The organism is Blautia marasmi (genome assembly GCF_900258535.1).
In the GTDB taxonomy this organism is placed as follows: Bacteria; Bacillota; Clostridia; order Lachnospirales; family Lachnospiraceae; genus Blautia; species Blautia hominis.
On the sequence record NZ_OIWX01000001.1, the window covers coordinates 1913784 to 1933174 of the forward strand.

17 protein-coding genes and 1 riboswitch are annotated in these 19391 nt (G+C 46.6%); all 17 genes read right to left on the bottom strand.

The window, feature by feature from the left end; genetic code table 11:
- Positions 1 to 63: 63 nt before the first annotated feature.
- The 17 genes from C6P39_RS08480 to C6P39_RS08560 all read right to left on the bottom strand — a co-directional run bounded on the left by C6P39_RS08480 (position 64) and on the right by C6P39_RS08560 (position 19390).
- On the bottom strand, positions 64 to 1467 hold the full coding sequence (locus C6P39_RS08480) for an ABC transporter substrate-binding protein (RefSeq protein WP_104803463.1): 1404 nt from the start codon (positions 1465 to 1467) through the stop codon (positions 64 to 66).
- A gap of 165 nt (positions 1468 to 1632) precedes the next feature.
- Positions 1633 to 3078, bottom strand: coding sequence for a helix-turn-helix domain-containing protein (locus tag C6P39_RS28145; protein WP_158661505.1), 1446 nt, complete (start codon positions 3076 to 3078; stop codon positions 1633 to 1635).
- Positions 3071 to 4813 carry a sensor histidine kinase gene (locus C6P39_RS08490; protein ID WP_104803465.1) on the bottom strand — a complete coding sequence of 581 codons (1743 nt, stop codon included), beginning with the start codon at positions 4811 to 4813 and terminating at the stop codon, positions 3071 to 3073. The genes C6P39_RS28145 and C6P39_RS08490 overlap by 8 nt, the downstream gene beginning before the upstream one ends.
- 356 nt (positions 4814 to 5169) lie before the next feature.
- Positions 5170 to 6561: a glutamate synthase-related protein gene (locus C6P39_RS08495; RefSeq protein ID WP_104803466.1), complete on the bottom strand. Its 1392-nt coding sequence runs from the start codon at positions 6559 to 6561 to the stop codon at positions 5170 to 5172.
- 91 nt (positions 6562 to 6652) lie between these two features.
- Entirely contained in the window at positions 6653 to 7882 is a 1230-nt protein-coding gene (locus tag C6P39_RS08500; protein ID WP_095174570.1) for an amidohydrolase, read from the bottom strand.
- Positions 7883 to 8021: 139 nt separating this feature from the next.
- The gene (locus C6P39_RS08505; protein ID WP_095174569.1) at positions 8022 to 8537 is read right to left on the bottom strand and encodes a hypothetical protein; all 516 of its coding nucleotides are present in this window, start codon (positions 8535 to 8537) and stop codon (positions 8022 to 8024) included.
- Positions 8538 to 8558: 21 nt separating this feature from the next.
- Positions 8559 to 8963: a DUF4430 domain-containing protein gene (locus C6P39_RS08510; RefSeq protein ID WP_095174568.1), complete on the bottom strand. Its 405-nt coding sequence runs from the start codon at positions 8961 to 8963 to the stop codon at positions 8559 to 8561.
- Positions 8964 to 9121: 158 nt separating this feature from the next.
- A riboswitch (cobalamin riboswitch) is annotated at positions 9122 to 9264 on the bottom strand.
- A 173-nt stretch (positions 9265 to 9437) separates the two neighbouring features.
- On the bottom strand, positions 9438 to 10427 hold the full coding sequence (locus C6P39_RS08515; protein WP_104803467.1) for a hypothetical protein: 990 nt from the start codon (positions 10425 to 10427) through the stop codon (positions 9438 to 9440).
- A gap of 734 nt (positions 10428 to 11161) precedes the next feature.
- Complete coding sequence (locus C6P39_RS08520; RefSeq protein ID WP_104803468.1) at positions 11162 to 12613, bottom strand: lactate racemase domain-containing protein; 1452 nt, start codon at positions 12611 to 12613, stop codon at positions 11162 to 11164.
- Positions 12610 to 13455, bottom strand: a complete 846-nt coding sequence (locus C6P39_RS08525; protein WP_104803469.1) for a triose-phosphate isomerase — start codon at positions 13453 to 13455, stop codon at positions 12610 to 12612. The genes C6P39_RS08520 and C6P39_RS08525 overlap by 4 nt, the downstream gene beginning before the upstream one ends.
- 22 nt (positions 13456 to 13477) lie before the next feature.
- Positions 13478 to 14203: an L-ribulose-5-phosphate 4-epimerase AraD gene (gene araD / locus C6P39_RS08530; RefSeq protein ID WP_158661506.1), complete on the bottom strand. Its 726-nt coding sequence runs from the start codon at positions 14201 to 14203 to the stop codon at positions 13478 to 13480.
- Positions 14204 to 14364: 161 nt separating this feature from the next.
- Positions 14365 to 15021 carry a ribulose-phosphate 3-epimerase gene (locus C6P39_RS08535; RefSeq protein ID WP_158661507.1) on the bottom strand — a complete coding sequence of 219 codons (657 nt, stop codon included), beginning with the start codon at positions 15019 to 15021 and terminating at the stop codon, positions 14365 to 14367.
- A 2-nt stretch (positions 15022 to 15023) separates the two neighbouring features.
- Positions 15024 to 16046 (bottom strand): zinc-dependent alcohol dehydrogenase, encoded by a 1023-nt coding sequence (locus C6P39_RS08540; RefSeq protein WP_104803472.1) that lies wholly within the window; start codon positions 16044 to 16046, stop codon positions 15024 to 15026.
- Positions 16043 to 16987 (bottom strand): transketolase family protein, encoded by a 945-nt coding sequence (locus C6P39_RS08545; RefSeq protein ID WP_104803473.1) that lies wholly within the window; start codon positions 16985 to 16987, stop codon positions 16043 to 16045. Before C6P39_RS08545 ends, C6P39_RS08540 begins: the two co-directional genes overlap by 4 nt.
- Entirely contained in the window at positions 16984 to 17817 is an 834-nt protein-coding gene (locus C6P39_RS08550) for a transketolase (RefSeq protein WP_104803474.1), read from the bottom strand. Before C6P39_RS08550 ends, C6P39_RS08545 begins: the two co-directional genes overlap by 4 nt.
- A gap of 12 nt (positions 17818 to 17829) precedes the next feature.
- Positions 17830 to 18606 carry an SDR family NAD(P)-dependent oxidoreductase gene (locus C6P39_RS08555; protein WP_104803475.1) on the bottom strand — a complete coding sequence of 259 codons (777 nt, stop codon included), beginning with the start codon at positions 18604 to 18606 and terminating at the stop codon, positions 17830 to 17832.
- A 40-nt stretch (positions 18607 to 18646) separates the two neighbouring features.
- The gene (locus C6P39_RS08560; protein ID WP_104803476.1) at positions 18647 to 19390 is read right to left on the bottom strand and encodes an ABC transporter ATP-binding protein; all 744 of its coding nucleotides are present in this window, start codon (positions 19388 to 19390) and stop codon (positions 18647 to 18649) included.
- Position 19391: the final 1 nt, after the last annotated feature.

Below are 19391 nucleotides of genomic sequence, written 5' to 3' on the forward strand. Positions count from 1 at the left end.
TGGTTTGCCTGCTTTTCAGATATGTCCCAGGAACAAAAAGTTCCTGAGACATAAAGATTTACATCAGTTCCATGTTCCCTGAAGATCGGAGGACAGGTCCAGAGAGCCCAGGGCATCTGCCGCTGTCTCCTCCCCCAGCCAGACATTGTCCAGGGTGGGGATAATGGTGTTGTCTACAATAACCGGGAAATTTTTCAGTGTTATATTCTCCCCCACACGTGTGCCTTTCTGGTTCAGGATATTTTTAAATGCCTCACAGTTGCTGCTCTCGTCTATATTGGTGTAGGTTGCCTTCCATGCCTCTTCGTTCTCCCCGCCGTCAAACACATTGAGAGTATGGGGAAGTCCGCCGAGAGCCACATTATTTTCCTCAGCCGCATGGATCGCCTCGTTAAAGTCTGTGTAGTATCTGAAAAAATCAAATGCTTCCTCATTTTCTGCATCCTTAGGTGACATACAGATACCCGCTGTCCAGCTCATATTCGCAGCCTGGGAAAAGGCCGGGATCTGCGCAACTCCCACGTCAAAGCTTTCATTGGAATAGTTGCTGAGTGCCCAGGAGCCGTCAATCAGCATGGCCACCTGTCCGTTCATGAGCATGGTACTCTTGTCGGCAAAAGCCCCCTTCGCCATAGCCACAGACGGCGCACAGTTCTCTTTCAGAGACAGATCCGCAATCCCCTGGATCACCTCAAGCCCTTTATCTGAGCTGATTTCCAGCTTTGTTCCGTCCTCATTTGCGATTCCGGCACCGTTGCTGTAGAGAAGCGGTGTGAACACGTTCCAGTCCGTGGGCATCATAGTGCCGTATACACTGATGTTTTCAGCGTCAAAGCCGTCTTCTCCTGCCGTCTTCCCGTTTGCATCCTTTGTGAGCTTTTTCGCATTATCCACAAACTCGTTCCAGGTCCAGGGATTGTCCGCATCTGTGGTTGGAAATTCCACACCCGCCTCCTTCAGAAGATCTTTGTTATAATACAGGGCAATGGTGGCTACGTTGCATCCGCCGCCCCATATATTTTCACCGGTCTTGAAGATTGTTGACTCCAGCATGATATCTTCCGGTCTCACTCCTGCCTTTTCATATAAAGGCTTCAGATCCAAGAGCGCCCCTTTTGATCCCCATTCCAGCACACTGCCCTCCGGCATCTTGAATACATCCGGCAGACTGTCGGCAGCGGCCATAGTGTTCATTTTACTCAGATATTCATTGTAGGGTATGAAATTCTCCTCTATATCCACATCCGGGTGCTCTTTTTCATACTGTGCTACCACAGCCTTGTCAAAATCCTGCTCCGCACTCTCGGACCAGGAGTAGAAACTCACCACTTTCTTCCCCCCGGCTGACTCCCCCTTCTTGCTTTCCTCTCCGGAACTGCCGGAACCCGCATCAGATGAACCACCGCATCCTGCCAACGAACAAACCATACAGGTGCCAAGTAAAACGGCTAGACTTTTCTTAAACATTTTGTATCCTCCTTCTTTTCCCTGTGTTACTATTCACCGCCCTGTAAAAAACGCAGTTCTGCAAACAGTAACTTTACTGTTCCTCTGTTTGATAAGTTCATTTTATAAAAACCGGGGTTTTCAAACTAGTACATTTCCGCCCAATAATTAGCACAAATCAAACCTTTACCGGTTCCTGAACTCTCTGGGGGATACTCCGTACCGTTTTCTGAACGTGCGGGCAAAATAATTCGCGTCATTATAGCCCACCTTTGCGGCAATCTGGGTGACGCTCTGCTTTGTGCTCCTTAAATAGTCTGCTGCCCTCTCCATCCTGTAATTTTCCAGATACTGCATGGCCGTCACATTCTCCTTCTCCTTGAATTTCTTTGCCAGGTAATTGGGGGCAACGAAAAACTCATTAGCCACATCCGTGAGGCTGATATCCTCCGTATAATGGGATTCCAGATACCGGATGACCTGCTGTACAAGTCCCAATTTTTCGGACTGCCCGGCAATCTTCTCGTGTATCATCCTAACATATCCATTCACTTTATCACGTATCTCCTGCTGGTCTGCACAGTTCAGGAGGGAAAATGGGTAAAGTTCTGTCTTCAGTTTCTCTGGAATCCCGAAATTGTGCTGTGTATATTTATTTGCGGCAAGGATCAAAACAGAATGGTAAAAAGATTTCAGAAGTCCCCTATTGTTCCTGTCAGAAAATATTTCTCTAAAAGCGTTCTCTACCTCTTCCTGCCATTTGTCCTCCCTAGTATTTTCTATAGCTCTGTCAAGCTCCTCCAGGGCAATCTCCTTATCCTGTTTCCCCGGAATCTCTCCCTCCATCATGTGGATAGCTCCCGGAAAAAATCTCCTCAGCATGGCATATTCCAGCGTGTCGATCAGTGCCTTCAGCTTCAGGTCCCTGCCCTCTTTATATGCCAGAGAGACCTCCATATATTTTCCTGCTTCCTCCCACAAGGCGCAAATTTTCTTTTCACTGAGCCACTGGTCTGCTCCCAGTAACAGGACTAGCTGCTCATTTCCGTGAAATCGGATATAGTCCCAGGAATCATGGGGGAATCTCTTCGCAAACATCTCTCCCAGCCCCTCCCCAGCCTCTTTGATGTGCGCAGGCATATCCTCCCCGCAAAATAAAAGAGCTGTGCCGGAAAAATCCTCATGTGCATTTTTGTAATCCTGAAAATAGTCCCACTGCCTTCCATATTCCTCTATCTGTTTTTCCCTGATCTCCTTAATACCCTCACAGGCTTCCACCAGTGTATCCATGAATTCCTGCTGTGAGATTGGTTTCATGATATAATTTACCACACCCGTCCTGATGGCCTTTTTCATATAGGCAAAATCATCGTACCCACTGACGATTATGAATTTTGTCTGACTGTCCTTATCCAGAGTGCGCACTCGTTCTACAAAGTCAAGGCCGCTGCATAAGGGCATATTGATATCCACATAGTAAATGTCAGGATTTACTTTTTCATATAATTCATATGCCTCTACCCCATTCATCGCCGTACCGGAGATCACCACGTCAAGTCCTGACTGCTCTATCCTGCGTCGTATACTTTTTAATACATATTCCTCATCATCAGCTATACAAATTTTAATCATCTTCTCCCTCCCCCGGCAGTGTGATCTGAATTCTGGTCCCTGCATTTTCTTTTGATATGATCTGGAACTCCATGGAGGCTCCATACTCCAGATAAAGTCTGTGGAATACGTTCCAGATGCCAATATGTACCGATGACTCTTTCTTTTGATTGGGATTTTCCCTGATATCCTGAAGCTCCTTTAAAAGCCAAATATATTTCTCCCTGGTGATTCCTTTACCGTTGTCCATGATCGAAATACAGATTTTTTTATCCTTCTCTTCAATGGATATGGATATACAGCATTCGTCTGTCCTTTGGGCAAATCCGTGTCTGATACAGTTTTCCACCAATGGCTGCAGGAGTGCCTTTAGGATCTTTTTCTTTTCCACCCCCGGCTCCACCTGACAGAAAACCGACAGTCCGGGAATCTTATACTTCATGATCAGGAGATATTGGCGGATATATGCCATCTCCTCTTTTACGCTGATCCATTTTTCCTGCTTCAGGTTGTAGTGGAACATACTCCCCAGATTCTCGCAGATGCTGACTGCTGACTCCTCCTCATGATTCAGGATCAGACCGTTTATGATCTCCAATGTATTATATAAAAAATGCGGATTTATCTGCTGCTGCAGCATCTGATATTCAGTTTCCTTCTGAAGGGTACTGATCATCCTGTTCTTCTCTATGAGTTCGTGTATGGATCCGGACATGTCATTGAATCCATCTATCAATTCTCCAATCTCATCGTGGTAATGGTTTTCCATGGTAATACCCATCTGATTGTTGCGTATTTTTTTCATAGCATCCCTGCATTCCAGAATGGGTACTGTCAGATATCTGGAAAACATGACCGCTGCCAATAGGAACAATACTGCTGCAAGCAGGAGTACGGCTGCAAATCCCAGCCAGATATTCCTGCTGTCCACCGCAAGACCTGATGTATCAAGGACTACCTCGGCAGTCCAGTATTCACCTCCTATGTCTATTTGTGCTGTCCTGGTACTGAAATAGCCCGGTTTTCTTTTTACCTCCTCCGCCGTTTTCTCCGGGAGACTGGACGTTATGACTTTGCCGTTTTGGTTTTTTATAGTCATGTACTCGCCTTCTGCTCCAATATCGGTAAAATGGGCGATATTCTGAAGCGGCAGCGTCATGACCAGGATGCCCTCCTGTTCCAGGGTATACTGGTTGTTGATGGGATAATAGATATTCATATACCATCCCTGGCCCTTGGTATATATGCCCTTCCCCTCACCTTCCTCTATATATTTTCCGTTCATGAGAAAAACCGGATACCAGCTTTTTCTCTCCAGATGTTCAGAATAATCAAGATGCAGATGCCCGGTTCCCCGCAGACGCACCCCACTGTCCATGATAGCTGCCAGCTGTACCCCTTCATTCATATCGGATATGCTGCCCAGAAAGTATTCAATATTCTCTGATACCTCCTGCATGGTACGTGTATCCAGGCTCTTCTGCTGGAACAGGGTCTGCATCCAGGAGGAGAATCCTATGCTGTAAGCCAGGCCTTCTAGATTGTCAAAATAAGTCTCCATATCCTCCTTCTTCTGCGACATGAGGCTGTCCACCGCCTTTTTTGTAGTCTCTATCCTCATGTTTTCATAAATCGTAAAGAAAGTGACACCGGACAAAATAACCACAACCATAAAAAATGCCATAGCCAGTGCCACCGTCTTCTGTCTCAACCCCATATCCATGATCCTGTACTTTAACTTTTTCCTGCTCCTCATATGATCCCCCCGGTTCTTTTCCGCTCTATTTCGACATTTTTCGATATTATATGAATTATATAACCAAACCAATGCGATTTACAATCCTAATAATCCTGGAACTATTTACTGCTTTTGCAGTGTGTTACTGTCCACACTTCTCAGGTGTGCGCAAAAATGGGAGAATGCAGTTTCCTGCTTTCTCCCATTAAAGTCTTGGTTTCCTGCTTTCTCCCATTAAGGTTTTGATATGGATGATTTAAAACACATGATCACCAGTACCTATGTATGTTTTTTATTGTTATACTTTCTATATTTTCTCTTCTGCCCTTCCCTCAAAAAATGTTATGATTTTCCGAAAGACTTCAGAAGGCACATCATGCATGAGGGATATAGGTAAATTCTGATATTTCCCGGCTGATGGTACAAAGATCATCCACCTGCATATCATGCACATCTTTATGCCCTGTGATCCTTGCAAAAGTTTTCAGTTCCTCCTTGCTGCAGTTCAGGAAATTGGCAGTCCTTTTTGCTGCTGCATCCACTTTCAAACGTTCCCTCAGCTCCGGATCCTGTGTGGCTGCACCAACCGGACACTGGCCGGATCCGCAGATGCGGTACTGCTGGCACGCAGCTGCAATAAGAGCTGCCGATGCAACCGCAACCGCATCCGCTCCCATGGCAATGGCCTTGGCAAAGTCCGAAGAGACGCGCAGACCCCCTGTGATCACAAGGTCAATCTCTGCTCCCACGCTGTCCAGATATTTTCTGGCTCTGTGGAGGGCATAAATGGTGGGTACACTGGTAGAATCCCGGACCAGTTTGGGGCTGGCTCCTGTGGCGCCGCCCCGCCCGTCAATTGTTATAAAGTCAGGCGCCGCGAACACACAGTACTCTAAATCCTTCTCAATCCTGCCCGCCGCAATTTTTATTCCTATGGGACGTCCGCCGGATGCCATCCTTAATTGGTCTACCAGTTCTTTTAAATCCTCCTTTGAATTGACGTCAGGAAATTTGGAAGGACTGATCACATCCTGGCCCAGAGGTTTGTTTCTGATGGCTGCGATCTCAGGTGTCACTTTCTCTCCCGGCAGGTGGCCGCCCATTCCCGGCTTTGTGCCCTGTCCGATCTTTATTTCAATGGCGTCCGCTGTGGAGAGATTTTCAGGTGTGACGCTGTAACGATTTGGAACATATTCAAATATGTACTTGTATGCAGCCGCTTTTTCCTCCGGCAGGATACCTCCCTCACCGCTGCACATAGCAGTCTTGGCCATGGCGCTGCCTTTTGCCAGGGCTGTCTTCATCTCCTTTGACATGGCTCCGAATGACATATGGGAGATGTAGACCGGCATGTCCAGAACCATTGGTTTTTTTGCATGTTTTCCAATCACCGTAGTGGTACTCACCGCTTCGTGCTCCATGAGAGGCGGGGGATTCAGCTGGGCCCCCAATATCAGGATCTCATCCCAGCACGGCATCTTCATCTGTGTACCCATGGCCTCAATGATCGGTTTACCTGTGACTGCCATCCGGTGGATCTCTGCCATATAGCGGCAGGAGGGATCACGGCGCACATATTCCGCCGGATAGTCAAGGGAACTCTCTTCTCCGGTATCCTGTGGTGCCTGCGCCTCCGTTTCCTCCTCAATACGCTCAAATACGGACGCCGGCTGTTTACATACAGGACACTGCTTTAGATCTTCAAACTTTTTGCTTTCTGTCTCTTCAAAAATATACCCGCACACACTGCATTTGTATCTTGCCACACTTACATCCTCCTTTGTACCTGCGGCCCTGCAGGCAGAACCTGCGGCCCGTGGTTTATAACTTCATCTTACCACAGCGGCCTGCAGAATTCTACTCATTCTCTGCATGTACAGCTTTGGGAATATCATTTCCTGCGCTTACCGGGGGAAGTGTAAATTCATCATCGTCCTTCATACCGTTATATATAATCTGCCCATCAATAATGGTATAAAGCGTTTTGGTGAAAACTTCCATGGGATTCCCTGTGAAAATGGCAATATCAGCATCCTTTCCGGCTTCCAGGGTGCCCACTCTCTGATCCACACGGCATATTTTTGCCGGATTTATGGTAATCGCTTTCAGTCCCTCCTCCATGGGAAGTCCTTCCTTCACAGCCAGCCCGGCACACAGGGGGAGATATTGGATCAGTGCCACCGGATGGTCTGTGGTGACTGCAATGAGCACCCCTGCCTCAGCCAGGATCTTATTGGTCTTAAAATTCATGTTCTGTACTTCCAGTTTTGAGCGTGAGGTCAGATCGGTCCCTACGATCACCGGGAATCCCGATGCTTTTACCTCATCCACCACCAAATGTGCCTCTGTACCATGGTCTATCGTTATATCTATATTGAATTCTTTTGCTATACGGATAGCTGTCAGTATATCATCTGCCCGGTGTGCATGTACCTTCATAGGGATCACCCGCTGGAGCACAGGCATCCATGGCTCCTTATCAAAATCTTCCCTGTCCAGCCTGCCCCTCTCTTTATCTTTCCGGTATTGTACGGCTTCCTGCAATGTCCTGCGGAGCAATGCTGCTGCCCCCATTCTGGTAGCCGGACATTTTCCCTGGTCACCGTAAATGGTCTTGGGATTTTCCCCCAATGCCGCCTTCATGGCTGCCGGAAAAAGGACTGTCATATTGTCCACACATCTGCCCTGTGTTTTCATAAACACAAACTGTCCGCCCACTACATTGGCACTGCCCGGTCCGGTCATGACAGAGGTGATACCTGCTTTGATGGCATCATGAAAGGCCGGGTCCATGGCATTTACCGCATCCACAGCACGCAGAGCCGGAGTCACGGGGTCTGTCTGCTCATTGCAGTCATCCCCTATGGCACCCCACTTTTCCTCGGAGATCCCAATGTGGGCGTGAGCCTCGATCAGTCCGGGCATTACCCAGGCGCCGTCTACGTCCAGGACCTCTTCTCCTTTATGTCTTTTATCCAGAGCAGACATGGTTCCCACCTCTGTGATAACTTTTCCCTCTGTCCGTACATATCCGCATTCCACCGGTTTTCCGGTCATTGTCAGTATTTTCCCGTTTATAATAAGCATATTTTGCCTCCTTTGCAGATATCTGATTTTTTTAGTATCCGCAGAGGACGCTTTTCATATTCTTCGGGATAAAAAAAACAGGATGTCTCCATATCCGCCAAAAAAGTGGAAGGTACATCCTGTTTCCGTTTTTTATTTCCTATCTCATCTGCGCGCCTGCTGATACATTTGCCGGCACATGCTCAAGCTTCCTTAAAATAAAGTGCAGCGGTTTATATAATGCCAGGCATATGATCACATTGGCCACACAGTGCACCACGTCAAGGTACATGCCCGATACCCAGTAAGCCATGCCTCCGCCTAAGCCGCCTGACACGAAATACGGCAGGGAACACAAAAGGCCAAATGCCAGCCCATACGCACCGGATATAATGCTCCACACAACCGGAGACTCACTGCGTACAAACATCACGATCAAAGCCAGGATGCTCCAGATGTACAGATAGTTGAACCACCAGATGCCAAAGCCGTAAAAAACACCTTCCAGCAGCGCAAATGCATAAATAATAAAGAAAACCCTTTTCCTGTACACCTGTGTATACAGGATCACCAGCAATGTGACGATTTCAATATTTGGAAGCGCAGCCATACACACCTGACCTGCGAACAATATGGCTGTCAGCATTGCCATAATAACCAGAGACCTTGTTTTCATTGGTACCTCGCATCCTTTCAATCAATAACCTTCGGTTAAGGTCAGTTCAAATGTGTCCCCGTCCTCTATGGGCGTCTGATCTGCCGATGTATTCACCTGTTCCCCGCCTTTTGTAAGACACCACCACTGCTGTTTGGATTCATCTGCTTTCTCGCCGTCCACGGAGGTCATGAAAAGCCCGTACTCTCCTTCTTCCCCTTCCACCAGCTTGTTGTCCTGGATCACAGCTCCTAAATATGCCTCGTCGGTCTTATACTCAAAATCTTTTTCACTGCTGTCCCCATGTACTACTTTTACGGTGATCGTCTTTGCACCCTCTGTACCTTTCGGCATAAAGTTCTTGTAAACCAGGAGCAGAGCTACACATACCAAAACAAGCGCGGCTGCTCCTATGATCACTTTTTTATTGCTGCTTTTCTCCTTCATGTCCTACTCCTTCCTTTGTAAAAACAATTCCCGGTTTCAGGATTTCCGCACCGAAGCGAGTTTCACAATAAAAAACAGGCCGGCTTTCCACTGCTGACCTGTTTCCGAATCTATATATGTGCTTATAGAGAGTCCGGAATGCATGGCTTTGTACGGAAGCTTCATTCCATCCGGCGCAAGGTATCCTGGCTTATAGGAGTTTGCTCCTAATCACAGTGACCACATCGCTCAGGATTCACACCTGATTCCCCTTACGGCAGATTTCGTTATTTTATTTTGCAGCGTCATCTGCGTCCTGACTGCTGTTTGAATTGATTTCATATTAGCACACGAAGGATAGGGTGTCAAATCACATTTGCGCAATGCTGTACTAGTGCCCGTTTCGGCAGCAAGTTTCTTCTGCCGTTCTTTGCCGGCGAACAGATGCCGATTCATATACCCCATAGTATTTACACTTTTCTTTTGTACGCCGGCTCATATTTTACTCTCTTTTTCCTTTTTTAATATTTCGTATCTATCCTTCAGACAATCCCGCGGTTTGATTCTCTTTTTAACACCATACTCATACACTTTTATCCATAAGTCATCATTTTCTATTATATTTATCAGATCAAGAGCACAATAAAGCGTAATCTCCCTATTGAGCATTCTGGTATGCTTGAAATAATAATTTATGCCTTCTTCCGGCTCTCCTAACTGGATTGATATGAGCAGGACCATGCCGCAAAGCTCATTCACTACCTCCTCCAGATAATAGTTCTGATTAGAATGCATCCCTCTCTCCATCAGTTTTTCCGTCTTTCCTTCTATCAGCTTTTTTGCCTCTTCTATGGCCATAAGTTTTACATCGCTTGTCTTTAATCCGCCAAGGAGCACCAGTTCCTGCTCAATATGTAAAGATTCCCTGCTCAATCCTCCGCCAGTTGCATCTAACAGCAATTGCGCAATATTTACCCGGGTATACCCCGACGCAAAGGTCATTTTGACCAGTAATTCAAATAAATTTGACTGCTCCCATCCGATAGAGCGAAAGGGGTCTTCCGTAGAAAATAAATAGTAGTTGCAAGCCGCACATATCAAATGGTATATATCCGACAACAGCTTAACCGCTCTGGGATAATATTCGCTCTCAAAAGGAACCTTTTCCAGTTCTTTAATATAATTTTTAACCATGAAACGCCATTTAGGACGCTGGCTTTTGGCAATAACACGGTTGGGTGCAAAATAATTCTGCGCATAAGCGTTCTCAATAAATCCCTCAATTTGCTGTTCCAGTTCCTCAAAACTTACTGTACTTTCCGTTTTCTTCTTATCAATAGCCCTCCCTTCCAGAATATCAACTATTACAGGGTCAATTTCTTCCTTCTGTCCCTTACGAAGCTGCTTGTAGCATTCAGCAAACGCCTTTTCCAGCCTTTCCTTGTCAGAGGCGCTTAATAACTTCCGTAATTCCTGAATTTTCATAATTGTTCTCCACCTTCTAATGACATAGACTTTATTGTTATTTTTTACAACCACTGCCTGCCAGAAATATTTATGCGCTTGCGCATGAAAGTTTAAAAAACCAGGCCACATGTTATAAATAAAATGATAACACAAGACTGCTCCAATGATAGCTAAATCTAAAAAATAAAAATATTTACGCGCTCTCTTCCTCCGTCAGCATTAAAAACTGCCAACACATACAAAAAGAAGGAAACACTGACATACTAATATGGCATCCATTCCCTATTCCCATCAATCAGCATATACGAAGGTACGGTATGTGGAATTATTTCCATTAATGTTTTTGATAAGCATTACTGGGAAGAGATATTATCTCTGAATATCCCTGCTGTTTTTATCAATACTTTTTATAACCCTTATCATTTTTCCGGAAAAACTGATATTATAACTGTAGAAAGCTGAGGTCCAATTTACAGACTTACAAAGCCTTTTGTAAAAAAGGAAAAACTTCGTTTGGATATGTTGGTGACCGGGAATTTTGTTATTCCACATACCAGGCATGGAGTTCACTGAAAAATGTTTTAGAAGGATACAGACTTGAGCTTGAAAATGATAACTGTATTTTATTCAATCCGATATCGTACTTCGGGATTCTACTGATTTATGATTTATTCTATAAGAATCAGGCAGGAGGAAAAATTGAATTATTTTTTCCCCTGCCCGAAAACCATATTGTTATCCGCAGGACGGTTTCAACTCTCTTTGCCCTCTTTCATGCAAAGATGAACCGAAGCCCTCTTAAACGCCAGCGGCAAAGCCAGGATATTAGGCTTATCCCCCACATATTTCTTCATGGCATCCTCAAGCGCCTCCTCAAATGTGGCCCGGGTCTTCAATCCCATTCCCCTTGCGATTCCAGGTTCCTGCGCCCCCACAATATATATAGCAGAGGTATTCATCTCCGCTATATGGCCGCAGCTCATCATAGAAAACCCATGATAAGGATGAAATGCGCCCGCAAAACGGTATTTTCTTATATACTCCTCATTGGTAGCAAAATACTCACCGTACTTATCCATATCAGGAAGTATATTCATATGATCATGCTGGAACATTTCATAGAGTTCTCGCAGATAGGGCCAGCGCTCATCGTGAAAATAGCCGTTGCAGATGGATGAACATAGGATCACACAGTTGTCGCTCATGACTCTCTTATGACGGATGACCTGCGCTGATAAAGCCTGCATCATCTGGATTGGATTTGTACCCATACCATCCCCGTAATGAAAATCCTGAGGCATGCCAAATACCATCACATCATATTTCTTTTCCGCCCATGGCACATATGTCCTTTTGTCAGCAGTCTGCCAGGAGAGTGGCTGCATTTCTTTTGCATACCCACTGTTGATCTCTATTTGCCGGGATATGGAATCCAAAACAGCATCGCAGCAGAAAAATTTCTTACCCATACATTTTTCCATATGCATTCCGATCTCATCGAACTTTGTTCTCATGAGAGAATGGTTATTGACAGGTGTAAAATCACTTCCGTGCATCACATCAGGGATGTGATGTGACGCAATACTTCTCCAGTGGGTGATTCCTGTAGCACAGTGCTTATATCCCCCGGAATATCCGCCATAAGGGTTTCCCTGGGTGTGCCCGATCAAAATGGGAATGTCAGAATCATAGACGTATTTATTCATAAGAACTCTGTCGCCCCGTTCCGTGCAGCCCAGATCAACCAGATGTTCGTAGTCCTCGCTGTCATGGCTGATGATCTGATGGGAATAGTAAAATTCATGAAAAAGTTCATCTCCCAAAATCTGCCGCATCTCCTTTTTGTTTGTTCTGGGATGCAGGCCATTGGAAAATATCAAAAGAATGTCTTTCTTTTCCACACCGGCCTTATATAATTCTTCAAGAATCAGCTTAACAGACAGTTTTCTGTGTGAAGTGGGCTGGCATCCCCCTTTTACAATATCGGGAATTGTTATGGTAACGGTACTTCCTTTACCGGCCAGCTCTGCAAGCGGCGGCATTCCTATGGGGTTTAAAATAGATTCCCTTGTCTTATTTACCAGTTGGTTCCTGGAAATGCAGGCAGGATCAGAGACCGTTATGCCCGGAATAAAAACATCCGTCCGTTCATCCGGCAGATCAGCCGGCATGGTACCTGTACCATATTCAAAATCAAGTTTCATATCACATCACCTTCCCCCAGATATTTTTCTACGATAGCCGCAAATCCCTCCGGATAAAATCCGATATCACCGCTGAATTTCGTAAGTCCGATAAGGCCCCCGTCTACGCACGGAATATCTGCCAGCATACGGGCATTTTCCTCCTTCAGTCCACCGCCATATATTACCGGACAGCCTCCGGTGCGTAATTTAATAAATTCAGCCACCTTAGTAATGTAATCAGAATCCGGAACAGGCTTCCCGGGTCCTATTGCCCAAAGAGGTTCATAAGCCACGGCAATCCCTGACAGATCCACTTGACACAGCCCCACATCCAGCTGCTGCCCTATAACCTCCTGCCATCTGTCCTGTTCCGCCTCAGTCTCCCCCACGCAATACAAGACAGATAGACCTGCCTTTACCGCACAGGAAATTTCTTCGTTTAAAAGCCTGTTCACAGCTTTCGGGTCCACCACTCCCGCCTCTGCCAGAATCCCGGCCTTGTCCATGCGCTCCTCACAGTGTCCGATCAAAACGTATTCACATCCCATGGCTTTCACGCTTTTAGCTGTCCTGTTAGTTGTAAATGCACCAAAGTTTCCCCCCTTTTCCGTATCCTTCCGGTAAATACCCTGCACCCCTATCTTCCACTTATCCTCTGTCCCTTTGGCCTCCGCTGCCTGAAGAAGATAGGCTTCCGGATAAAAAATTCCGATTTCTGCCTGAGCAGCATATTGATCCATAGTCTCCCGTATCTGCTGGGTCAGACAGCTTCCCCACTTACTGACCGGGGCTAATCCATTAATCCCGTCCATTTCCTTTGGTATATCAAACCGTTTTAAGTTTGCAAATATATACTTCATTTTTTGAATCCCCCCATTCCTTCTATCTCTGTATCATCCCGTGCCCGTAGTCATCTTTCGTGAAAGCTGCATCAGCCCCATGTTTTCTGTTATAATGTCTGTCGGCCACGGCTCGTTTCATATGCTGTGCATTTTTATCTATGCACAGCATATGAACCGCCATTTTGCTTATCTCTTCCAGCACAACGGATTTGTGAACAGCGTCCCACACATCCCCTCCCCATGTAAACGGACCGTGCCCAGGTGTTAGGGCAGCCGGAATATCCTCCGGAGAAATATGGTTCTCTTTAAAGTAGTCCACAATTGTCATCCCTGTATTCCATTCATACCTGTCAAGGATTTCTCTCTCCTCCAGCTCCCTGACGCAGGGAACATCGCCTGCGAAATAGTCTGCATGTGTGGTCCCAAAGCAGACTAACGGGAGTCTGAGCTGTGCCAGAATTGTTGCATAAGTGGAATGTGTATGGACAATGGCATTGACACCGGGGAAATTCTCATAGATGGCTCTGTGGATATCCAGATCCACAGATGGCGTCCAGGATTCCCCCAGTATTTTTCCATCCTTTGTCACAACACTGATATTTTCCTCTGTCAGATTTTCATAAGGCACACCAACAGGTTTTATGATGATAATACCTCTTTCCCTGTCCGCTGCACTCACATTCCCCCAGGAATATTTGACCAGTTTTCGGCGGGGCAGTTCTTTATTTGCCTCCACCACCATCTGTTTCAACTCTTTTAGTTCCATACTGCTCATCCCCCTGTCCGGCATCCTTTGACGTAACAGTTCAGACAAGCTGGACCGTTACGCATCCAGCCATTAAAAATCGCTTCGCGATGGGCTGCATACCTGCTGGCACCACTTTTTCATACGGTCAGCGCAGTAAATGCGCAGACCTGTCTGAACTGTTACCCTTTGACAGCCCTCTGAAATGCCTCATAATTATCCGCTATTGACTTTTCCTTCTGAAACAGTGTAAAATATCCTCCTACCACAACATCACAGCCAGCATCTATACATTTCTTTGCGATCTCATTATCTATGCCGCCGTCAACCTCGATCAAAAGCTTATGTCCCTTTGCCATTGCCCTTAACTCTCCAATCCTGCGGTATGTAAAATCCATAAAATCCTGTCCTGAGAATCCGGGTTCCACTGACATAAGTGTCACTGCATCCAAATAAGGAATCAAATCCCGCAGAACATGGATCGGTGCAGCCGGATTCAATGCAATGGCAGGTTTCATGCCCTGTGCCCTGATTTTTTGGCACAGCCGAAACGGGTTCTTGACCGCCTCATAATGAAAACAATAATATTCCACCCCGGCCTCCGCATATAAATCCACGTATTCCTCGGGTCTGGTGACCATCAGATGTAAATAAAAAGGGCTTTTCCCAACTGCGGTCATCTGTCTAAGGAAATCCGTGCCAAAGGCAAAATTCGGCACAAAATTCCCATCCATAACATCTATATGAAACCAGTCGATTCCCAGCCGGTCCAGAACATCCATGCTTTCCCTCATATGAAAAAGGTCTGCGCACAGTAAAGTCGGCGCAATATGATACATGCTCATTCCTCCTCAAAGTCCATGATAGTTTTCATGTTTATCCCTTTATTCTCCAGTGCCTGCTCCATCATCTCCTGAACCTGTGAAAAACAGTATCTCCTTGATATAAAACCATCCAGATAAACACGGCCTTTCTCTATCAACTCTTTTGCCCTTATAAAATCTTCCTCCCGGTATGTGATACATCCTTTCACCGTAAGTTCATTTCTCTGGATTTTTGCAATGTCTGTTTCTACCAAAACACTGTAATTCCCAACGATCACAATGGTGGTCGTCTTTCCGGCCAGCTCTAAGATCCCGGAAAAAACTGACGGGACGGCTGCGCAGTCAATGATCACATCCGGAAATCCGCCAAAGCATTTCTGTGATGCCTGTTCCAGGGTGAGCCCTGATGTATTGACGCACAACGGGATCCCCGACCGCCTTGCCATTGTGACTTTATCCTGGCTGATATCACAAACTGCAGTTTTCTCTGCGCCTGCCAGCCTGCAGGCCTGAGCCGTAAAATTCCCTATGGTCCCTCCTCCCACAACCAGAACTTTTTTGCCCTGCACTTCCCCCTGATAGGCTGCATGTACCCCTACAGCAAAGGGTTCAATAAAAATAACCTTGTCTAAATCAGCGTCCCTGTCCAGCGGGTATATATATTCCCTGCTGATCACAAAATACTCCGCACCTAGTCCGTCGGACTGTACGCCCAATGAATTAAAATTCATACAGGCATTTTTCCTTCCCCTCTTACAGGAATAACACGTATTGCAGCTCAAAATAGGGCGGATAGTAACCAGACTGCCAGGCTCTATATCACACACGCCCTCCCCTGTCTCTTCCACCACGGCAATCCCCTCGTGGAACGGCACTATGGGAAACTCCATATACCTGTTTTTTCCGGCAAATACTTGGATATCTGTTCCGCACACCCCAATCCTTTTCATCTTGACCAGAACCTGCCCTCTTCCGCATTTGGGTTTTTCAGCCTGTTTGATCACGGCTTTTAGGGGACTTTCAAAAACTATTTTTCTCATGACTTCCCCTCTTTTCTCTTTATTGTCCTTCGTACTGCCTCAATTATATTTTCACCGGTCAGTCCATAATGTTCTGCCAGCTCACCAGGCACACCTGAACAGCCAAACACATCCTGCACGCCAACCGTTTCCACCGGAACCGGATACTGTTTAGAAAGCACTTCGCAGACCGCTCCCCCCAGTCCTCCCAGTACATTATGATCCTCTGCCGTCACTGCACATCCTGTTTTTTTCACGGATTCCAAGAGCAGTTCCGCATCTATCGGTTTGACAGACGCCATATCAATCACTTCCGCACAGATGCCGTCCTCCTGCAGCCTTCCTGCAGCCTCCAGTGCCCTGCTCACCATATCCCCCACAGCTACAATCGTCACGTCCTGTCCATCCCGCACCAGGGTCCCCTTTCCGATTCCGGCTCTGCACACTTTTGCACCGGTATATATCTCCGGGGAATCCAGCCTTCCAAACCGGAGATAAACAGGCCCTTTATATTCTATTGCCTCCTTGACACACCTTTTTGTCTCTGCCGTGTCCGCGGGATAGAGGATAGCCATATTGGGAACTGCCCTCATAAGAGCCAGATCCTCCACGCACTGGTGAGAGCCCCCGTCCGCCCCGATCAGGACCCCGCCGTGTGTGGCTGCAATCTTTACATTCAGATTTGGATATGCGATACTGTTCCTGATCTGGTCATAAGCCCTGCCCGCCGCGAACGCGGCAAATGTGCTTGCAAATACCACTGCTCCGCTGGCCGCGTATCCTGCCGCATATCCCATCATATTGCATTCAGCAATACCCATATCTGTAAACCGGTCCGGATATTGTTTTGCGAAATGCACTGTCTGGGTAGCTTTTGATAAATCGGCGTCAAAAACAAAAAACTCATATTTTTCAGCTAATTCTGCCAGCGCAGCACCATATGCCTCTCTTGTTGAACTCATATGCATTCCTCCCCCAGCTCTTTCATGGCCTGTTTAAATTGTTCTTCATTGATGGCTGCCCCATGCCACCCCGCCTGGTTCTCCATAAACGATATTCCTTTGCCCTTCACCGTTTTTCCTATAATGAAAGCCGGCTTCCCTTTTACCTGCCTGGCATGGTCCAGTGTCTCTATCAGCCCTTTCACATCGTGTCCGTCAGTCTCCTCCACATTCCATCCGAAAGCCTGTAGTTTTTCTTTTACGGGATATACAGACATGACCTGGTCTACTCTTCCGTCAATCTGTAAATTATTGTTATCCAAAAGCACCACAAGATTATCAAGTTTAAAATGTCCAGCACTCATGAATGCCTCCCACACCTGCCCTTCCTGCATTTCCCCGTCTCCTATGATGCAGTAAACTCTGTAGTCTGCCCCTGTTCTTTTTGCGTAATGGGCCATTCCACACGCTGCTGATATGCCCTGCCCCAGAGAACCGGTGGACATGTCAACCCCCGGTACCTTTTTCATATCCGGGTGCCCCTGTAGAATACTTCCCATTTTCCTGAGTGTCTTCAGAACGCTTTTTTCAAAATAGCCTCTTTCAGCCAAAGCTGCATAATAAGATGGCGCTGCATGACCTTTAGATAGGACAAAGCGGTCACGCATCCTCTCTTCCGGTTTATCCGGACTGACGTTCATCTCATAAAAATACAGAACTGCCAGCATCTCAACTATGGACAGAGCGCCCCCCGGATGACCGGACCCTGCGCTGTGCAGACTGATGATCGTATTCTTCCGTATTTCCTGTGCATATTTTATTATTTCTCTCTCGTTTTTCTGCAGCCTCATCCCTGCACCTCCTCATAATCCCATATCCGGCAGTCCCAGGGCATTCTGTCCCCCGTCCACAAACAAAGTCTGGCCTGTCACATAACTGGCCTCATCGGATGCCAGGTAGACAACAGGCCCGGCAATCTCTCTCACATCAGCCAGCCTTTTCATTGGTACTGCTGCCAATATCTGTTTCTCACTGACGATTCCCATGTTCATCCCATCCAGCAGCAACTGGGTTAGGATCCATCCTGGGGCAACGGCATTTACCCGGATGTTATATTTTGCCCACTCAGCCGCCAGAACAGCCGTCATGCCGTTAATGCCCGCCTTGCTGATGCAGTACGGCGCCCTTCCGGGCAGGGTCTCTGTTGATGTCCCGGAGGAAATGTTTACAATGGCCCCACCTCTGTCCTTCATCATACCCGCTGCTTCCTGGGCACAATAGAAAGCTCCTTTTAAGTTGATATTCATGAGCAGGTCCCACTTCTCCTCCTCAAATTCAAGGGAAGGTCTGCGGATCTGGATACCCGCGTTATTGATCAGGATATCCAGGACTTGCTGCTCCTCCTTGTACCTTTCAAAACAGGAACGAATCCCTTCCCTGCTGCTCACATCCAACTTGTATGCCTTACTGGCAGTTCCATACTTCTCCTCCAGCGTTTTTGCTGCCTCCTCTGCTTTTTCAACCCGGATATCCCCAATAAAAACATCCGCGCCCTCCCCGGCAAAACACTCTGCCACTGCAAAACCGATTCCCTGTGCACCCCCGGTCACCAGCACTTTTCTGCCTTTCAGATTTTTCATGTATATCCCTCCGCCTCTTCCGGCATCAATCAAACATCCCCTACCACCACTTAATCTCTTCTGTTATTTTTTTTCTGATCTCAACAAACTTTTCATCCGCGATATCCCTGGGCCTTGGAAGTTCCACAAATACCTCATCCTTTATCCTGGCAGGTTTATTTGATAAAATCAGTATTTTCTCTGCCAGGTATACTGCCTCCTCCAGATTATGGGTGATAAACAAAACCGTACTGCCTGTTGCCTTCCACAGTTTGATCACCTCATCCTCCAGAAAATACCTCATCTTAATATCCATCTGACCATATGGCTCATCCATCAGCAGCAAGTCGGGATTCATGGCAAATGCCCTGCCGATCACCACTCTCTGTTCCATGCTCACTGACATTTCATGGGGGTAAGCTTTGCGGAACTTTTCCAGTCCCAGAAGTCCTATGATCTTGTCAGACTGCGTCTTTATTTCACGGGCCGGCCTCTTCTTAATCTTCAGCCCGTATTCGATATTTTCCTCCGCGGTCAGCCACGGAAAGGCCGAAGGCTCCTGAAACACAAAGGATATGTTATGTTTCTGAGGGTCAGCCGGTTCACCGTCTATGTAAATTTCTCCTGAAGTGGGCTCCGTAAGTTTTGTTAAAAGCCTTAAAAATGTAGTCTTACCGCAGCCTGTAGGACCTACTATACATACAAATTCACCCTTTTTAATCCGGAAGGAAACCTGATCAAGAACTTTCAGATCCCCAAAACACTTTGTCAGGTTTTCTACTCTTACCTTTACCTCTTCTCCCATA